Origin of the sequence: Collinsella aerofaciens, from assembly GCF_015555045.1 — a bacterium.
Lineage (GTDB): Bacteria > Actinomycetota > Coriobacteriia > Coriobacteriales > Coriobacteriaceae > Collinsella > Collinsella aerofaciens_W.
In genome coordinates, this window is the sequence record NZ_JADNJQ010000051.1 from 1 (window position 1) to 4,791 (window position 4,791).

General features: G+C 59.6%; 4 protein-coding genes. 3 read left to right on the forward strand and 1 reads right to left on the reverse strand.

Going from position 1 to position 4,791, the window contains the following annotated elements; translation table 11 throughout:
• Positions 1–347: 347 nt before the first annotated feature.
• The gene (gene pepT, locus I2E45_RS10185) at positions 348–1,595 is read right to left on the reverse strand and encodes a peptidase T (protein ID WP_195246753.1); all 1,248 of its coding nucleotides are present in this window, start codon (positions 1,593–1,595) and stop codon (positions 348–350) included.
• Positions 1,596–1,715: 120 nt separating this feature from the next.
• Here pepT and I2E45_RS10190 point away from each other — a divergent pair, with 120 nt between their 5' ends.
• The 3 genes from I2E45_RS10190 to I2E45_RS10200 all read left to right on the forward strand — a co-directional run bounded on the left by I2E45_RS10190 (position 1,716) and on the right by I2E45_RS10200 (position 4,601).
• On the forward strand, positions 1,716–2,138 hold the full coding sequence (locus I2E45_RS10190; RefSeq protein ID WP_040359600.1) for a metal-dependent transcriptional regulator: 423 nt from the start codon (positions 1,716–1,718) through the stop codon (positions 2,136–2,138).
• A gap of 10 nt (positions 2,139–2,148) precedes the next feature.
• Positions 2,149–3,042, forward strand: coding sequence for a homocysteine S-methyltransferase family protein (locus tag I2E45_RS10195; RefSeq protein WP_006235725.1), 894 nt, complete (start codon positions 2,149–2,151; stop codon positions 3,040–3,042).
• Between the two features lie 158 nt (positions 3,043–3,200).
• Positions 3,201–4,601: a phosphoglucomutase/phosphomannomutase family protein gene (locus I2E45_RS10200; protein WP_195247276.1), complete on the forward strand. Its 1,401-nt coding sequence runs from the start codon at positions 3,201–3,203 to the stop codon at positions 4,599–4,601.
• Positions 4,602–4,791: the final 190 nt, after the last annotated feature.

The following is a 4,791-nucleotide window of genomic DNA, read 5'->3' on the forward strand; positions in this document are numbered from 1 at the left end:
GCGCCTATGGCACTTCAACATCATTGTCGCAGCCCCGACCCGCGGTCACGAGCGGGGGCTCCTATCTTTTTAGTGCCCTCGGATTGGGTCATAGTGTCTGTCGTTGCCAAAACATCGGTGTTGCTGGGGTAGTCATTGTAGTCATTGGGGACGTTCTTAAACGACTAGTCAAAGGGGACACTCTTGCGGGACTTGGCACTTGGGGACGTTCCTTATGTGCCGGCAGTTTGGGACACTCCTTGCGTTAAGAGGCTAGCGTGCGTCAACCTGTTCTCATTGCAGCAAAAAATCGCCCCGTTCTCGGTTGAGGACGGGGCGATTCGTCTTTTGGACTTGTGCGGCCAGGCTTATGCAAAGCGGGCGACGAGCTCCTGGAGCACGTCGGTCATCTTGACGAGCGAACTGACCGGGACGAACTCGTTGACGCCGTGGTAGCAATAGCCGCCGGTGGAAAGGTTGGGGCAGGGCAGACCGCGGAACGACAGCTGCGCGCCGTCGGTGCCGCCGCGAATCGGCAGCACTTGGGGCTCAACGCCGCAGGCAAGGTAGGCTTCCTTGGCAACATCAATAAGCTCGGGATAGTCACGAACGATCTCGGCCATATTTCGATACTGCTGCTTAATCTCGACCGTCACGCGCTTCTCACCCAGACGCTGGTTGAGCATCGAGGCGGCGGCATCAATAAGATCGAGTTTCTGCTGGAACTTGGCGGCGTCATGGTCACGGACGATATAGCGCGCTGTGGCGTGATCGACGGTTGCAGATACACCCTCAAGATGATAAAAGCCCTCGTAGCCTTCCGTATACTCCGGGCGCTGCACGCAGGGGAGCAACGCGTTGAAGTCGCAGAACAGATTGCCTGCGTTGACCATACGGCCCTTGGCGTCGCCCGGGTGGATGGACTGGCCCTCAAAGCGGACGGTCGCCTCGGCGGCGTTAAAGCACTCCCACTCCAGCTCGCCGATGGGGCCACCGTCGACCGTGTAGGCGTACTTGCAGCCAAAGGTATCGATATCCAACAGCTCGGCTCCGTGGCCGATCTCCTCGTCAGGGCAGAAGCAAATGCCGAGTGCGGGATGGGGCAGAGAAGGGTCCTGAGCGATACGCGCGACAAGCGACATGATCTCGGCGACGCCTGCCTTGTCGTCCGCGCCCAGCAGCGTGGTGCCATCGCTGCAGACCAGGTCCTCACCCGCGAGGTCATTCAGGGCGGGAAGCTTGGCGGTACTCATGGCAACGGGCTTACCGTCAACCGTGCCGCAGACCAGGTCGCCGCCTTCGTAGTGTACGATGTGCGGCTTCACGCCGGCGCCCGGTGCAACTTCGGTGGTGTCGAGATGGGCGATCAGGCCCAGGGCGGGCTTGTCCTCAGCGCCCGCACTTGCGGGGATATGCGCGCAGACATAGGCGTGCTCGGTCACGTGGGCATCTTCCGCACCAAGCTCGCGCAGCTCTTCAGCCAGCACGTTGGCAAGGTCAAACTGAACGGCGCTCGAGGGTACCTGGTCGCAGTTTGCATCCTCGGACTGCGTGTTGATCTGGACGTAGCGCAAAAAGCGTTCGAGGACATCGGGGCTCGTGGTGGTGTTTTCCATAAAGACCGCTCCAATCTTGGTCGTCGTGTGCAACAAGAACTCTAGCACGGTATGCCACGGCATACCACGACGCTTGGATGGGGTAGAATCAGCCATTGAATGCAGAAGGGACGGAAGATCATGGATACGACAAATAGCTCGCGCGAACTACATCTGACGGTGGCGAACGAAGACTACTTGGAGTGCATGGTTCGCATTGAAAGCGAGGAGGGGGAAACCAACGGCGTGCGATCGGTCGACATCGCGCAGCGCCTTGGCGTCTCCAAGGCATCGGTCAATAAAGCGGTTTCGGCTCTCAAGGCATCCGAGCTTGTCGAGCAATCGCACTACGGCAAGGTGATCCTGACCGATCGCGGCCGCGAGGTTGGCACGGCTATCTGGTACCGTCATCGCCTCATCCGCACGTTTTTGGTTCAGGAGCTCGGTGTCGAATTTGAGCGAGCCGATTCCGAGGCCTGCATGATGGAGCATGCGCTATCCGAGGACACGATGAGCCGCTGGCTCGCCTATCTCGAAAAGCAGGGAATCAGCGTCGAGGAATAGCGGGATATATATGGATACGAGTTATTACAACCGCTTTGGTGCCGAGGAACTTACGCGCCGCTTGTCGAGCGAGACCTTGTTGGCGCAGGGCCCCATGGGCAGTGTTTTGTTGAGTGAGTACGATGCCGCCGACATTCCACCGGCGTTTTGGAATCTGGCAGAGCCGCAGACCGTTTCTCGTATCCATCGCTTGTATGTCGCCGCCGGCGCGCAGGTGCTCATTACCAATACCTTTCAGGCATCGAGCTATGCCCTCAAGCACGACCAGATTGCGCCGTCCGTGGCGGAGGTCAATCGCGGGGCCGTCGACGATGCCCGCCAGGCGCACCCTCAGCTACTGCTGGGCTCGATGGGCCCGATCGGTATTGAGTGGTTTGCCGAGGACTCTGTCGAGTATCGTGAAATCCGCGGCATTGCGCGCGAACAGGCGCACGCCTTGCTCAATGCTGGTGTTGACGGTCTGCTGATCGAGACGGTGACGTCTATCCGTAATCTGCAGCCCATGCTTGCCGGCGCCCGAGATGCCGCCGACGGCATGCCTGTTCTGGTGAGTTTTGTCGTTGACGATAAAGGCGACCTGCTGGGCGATGGCCTCAACATCGAGGCAGCCGTTTTGTACGCCGAAAAACACGGCGCAAACTCGGTTGGTGTTAATTGCTGTTCGCTTGCGGCCGCGAATGCGGCGGTGCCCAGGATGGTTGCATCGGCGACTACTCCCGTTACGGTGCGTCCCAACGTAGGCGATCCGGTCCAGACTCAGGATGGCCCCGTATGGCACGAGAATCCCGAAGCTTTCGCGCGCGCATGCATCGAATGGAGACATGCCGGCGCCGCAATGGTGGGCAGTTGCTGTGGAACCACGGCAATCACTACGGCAGCGATGGCCGAGGCGCTCGATATATAAAGGGCAAAACCGCTCCATACGGGGCGGTTTTTTTATTGCTTGCATGTCCTCGGCAGCATTTGCCCAAATGGTGAATGCTGGTGCCGGCAGGTTGCTGAGTGCGTGTTGCGGGTATACCTCACGCGTACCATGATCCAAACACTGTGAGGTGTCTGCGCGTGTGCGCGATAATTCATTTTGGAACTGACGGTTGGCGCGCTCGCGTCGATGAGGACTTCACTGCCGATAACGTTGCCCGTATCGCCGATGCCGTCGGCGAGTTGTGGCAAAAGACCAATCCGGGCAAAACGGTATATATAGGGTTCGACACCCGGCCCCTGGCGAGCGAGTTCGCTGAGCTTGCGGCGGGCGTGCTAGCAGCGCACGGGCTGGACGCCGTGCTCGCTTCGCGACCTGTTCCGACCCCTGCCCTTACGTGGGCGGCGGCTTATGACGGTGAGGCGTGCGGCGCGCTCATGGTGACGGGGTCCCATCATCCGCAGGGTTATCTGTGCCTCAAGATTCGCATGGGTGACGGCTCGACCGCCAACCAGGATGTCATCGAAGAGCTCGAAGAGACCATGGCTCCCGAGCCAATGGGGATCGAGGGGCAATATCGCACCGCGGATATCATTCCTGACTATATGCAGGCGGTGGCATCGTTTGTCGATGCCGAAGCCATCCGCGGCGCGCACCTGCGCGTGGTTGTCGATCCCATGGGCGGCGCAGCCCAGGGTTATCTAGCCGACTTGCTGCGCGAGCTTGGCGTTGAGGTGCACGAGATTCACGCCGGGCAGGCGTCTGACCAAGAAGATATCTGCCCCGACCCCGTTGAGCCTTGGGTGGACGCTTGCGAGCGCACGGTTATCGATGACGGAGCTTGCGCTGGTCTGGTGACCGACGGCGACGCCGACCGTATCGGTGCGGTTGACGAGCGCGGCAGATATATACATCCGCATCAGATCATGGCGCTCGTTTTGGGCGACTTGGTTCAATTTCGTAATTTGGAGGGGCGCGTCGTCGTCAATCTTTCATGCTCGACGCTCGTGCGTCGCATTGCCGAGGCGCTTGGCTGCCGCGTGACCGTCAAACCAGTCGGTTTCAAATATATAGCGGCGGAGATGAAAAAGGGCGGCGTCCTCATAGGCGGCGAAGAAGCCGGTGGTATCGGCATCGCCGCGCATATGCCCGAGCGCGATGGAATCCTCGCCTGTCTAATTCTGTGTGAGCTTATGGCAAAGACGGACGCGCCTTTGGGCGTTCTGGTCGACCAACTCGAGGACAGTTTTGGTAAGACGAGTTACGGTCGACGGGATTTGCGCCTTGAGGCCGAAGATGCCGAAACGTTACGAACCCTGCTGCCGGGCGTAAACCCCAAGTCGATTTGTGGCAAGGTGCCGCAAAACGTTAGTCATATGGATGGCTTGCGTTTGGCATTCGAGGATGACACGTGGCTGCTGGTCCGTCCTAGCGGGACCGAACCAGTGGTGCGCGTCTACGCCGAGGGGTTCTCGGTGGAAGAGCGTGATGAGTTGCTCGATGCTGGCTGTGCTTTAGCTAGGGGGACGTATCCGCTTTAACCATGAGTCTGCCTTAAATAGAAGAGATGCTCGGCGAGCGGTAGGTAACGGCTGGCAAACGTTAGTCGGATCACAAAATGTGTAGGAAATGTGTACGCCCAGATTCCCGCCCGCGGGGCCCCTCCGGTCTGGCAATATATCTCCTTGCCGCGCGGCCCGGTCGGACCGGATGAGCCGCAAAGCGTGCACC